Consider the following 1,584-nt stretch of genomic DNA (forward strand, 5'->3'; position numbering starts at 1 on the left):
CCGTTATATCGAGCATTGAAAAAGGAAGGGATTCGGCATGACTGTCGTTGAAGATATTCCGCAGCGATTGCTACCTGCCCCTGGTGCAGATGGCTACTGGGATCTCACTGAGGTTGCTGCATCCAAGAGGGAGGCCACCTTTGAAGAGTTCTTATCGACCGCACTTGTAGACATGGCGGTGCGTATCGACCCAACGTGGACGGCACCGTCGTTTCAGGCTCGGGCGCGTCGCCGCTGGCTTCAGGATCTTGCCCTTGTTGAGGCTGCCTGTGATCCCTGTCAAGGCATGCGAGGAAAACGCCGGGCTGCCCAGACAGAGGACGCTTACCTCGGTGTAACGGTCCTCCGCGAAGGGAGCGAAACACTGGTTGTGGGGGACGCCACGTTCGACATGCGCCCAGGGGATGCTGTTGTGTGGCGCAGCGACCAGCCGATCAGGTTTCAGGTCCACACACCTCAAGTCAAACAGACACTTATTATCCCGTTGATCGCACTGGAGGAAACGAGCGGCGGGAAACGCCTGTTCGGACCGCTGCTCCTTGACCGCACAGCACCAGCCACTGAGTTGTTTACCGGGTACCTCGCGTTGCTGGCGCGGACGTTAGACCGGTTGAGTGCCTCCGAAGTGCGCGTCGCACGCAGCGCAGCCCTGGAGCTGCTAATTCCGGCTACCCGCCACCAGGTCTCTGCGGAAAAAGGGGGAACAAATGAGCCCCCAATTGTCCTGCTGCAGGACTGGATCGAACAGCGCCTTCTTTCCGGGGATATCACAGCCCTTTCGATCGGTGCCGCCCATGGGATGTCGGTTCGCGGAGTCTATAGGGTCTTTGAGGAGGCCGGCGAGACTGTAGGAGCGTTCGTGCGTGCACGACGGTTGGCTAGGGCGCGTCGCGATCTCGCAGCTGGAGCCGGCTCAATCGCTGATATCGCGGTACGTTGGGGCTTTTCCGATCCCAGTCACTTCGCTCGTGCCTTCCGCGCAGAGTACGGCTGCGCGCCCCGGGATTACCGGACCTCCGCCGCGACAGCATGCTGACGTTCTGATTCTTGATTTACGGTTTTGGCAAGGATAGGCCAGAACCCGGCACGCAAATGCAGGAAGTCGACTTTCCTCGCCTGTGAAGATGTATTCACCAAGCCGTAACAAATCAAGGAGGAATTTCTGTGGCCCGTGAAGACATCGAGTTCACCGCACAAGGTGCGACAATGCGTGGCTGGTTCTACCCCGCCGACGACTCCAGCGGTGAGGCGCCGTGCGTGGTCCTGTCGCACGGATTCTCAGCAGTCAAAGAGATGTGGCTCGACCACTACGCCGAGGTGTTCCAGGCGGCCGGGTTGAGCTGTCTGGTCTACGACCACCCCGGATTCGGGGCCAGTGACCCGTTGCCGGGTACGCCACGTCAGGAGATCGACCCGTGGCAGCAGATCCGCTGCACCCAGCACGCGATCACCTACGCCCAATCCCGTCCCGATGTCAATGCCGATCGCATCGGCCTCTGGGGAACCAGCTACAGCGCTTCACACGCCTTCGTCGTCGCCGCGACCGATCACCGGGTCAACGCCGTCGTCACCCCGGTCCCAGCC

General features: G+C 60.7%; 2 protein-coding genes. Both read left to right on the plus strand.

All coding sequences use genetic code 11. The features are described 5' to 3' along the window. The first annotated feature begins 37 nt into the window (after nt 1–37). The gene (locus AC1DEY_RS23285; protein WP_476870066.1) at nt 38–1,036 is read left to right on the plus strand and encodes a helix-turn-helix domain-containing protein; all 999 of its coding nucleotides are present in this window, start codon (nt 38–40) and stop codon (nt 1,034–1,036) included. Between the two features lie 128 nt (nt 1,037–1,164). Continuing rightward, nucleotides 1,165–1,584, plus strand: a 420-nt coding sequence (locus tag AC1DEY_RS23290) for an alpha/beta hydrolase (protein ID WP_476870067.1), incomplete at its 3' end; no start/stop codon positions are given.

This window comes from Arthrobacter sp. 05T47 (assembly GCF_056395825.1).

Excerpts from the sequence above, each read along its gene's own strand:
- AC1DEY_RS23285 (WP_476870066.1), top strand. The coding sequence starts at position 38 with ATGACTGTCGTTGAAGATATTCCGCAGCGATTGCTACCTGCCCCTGGT.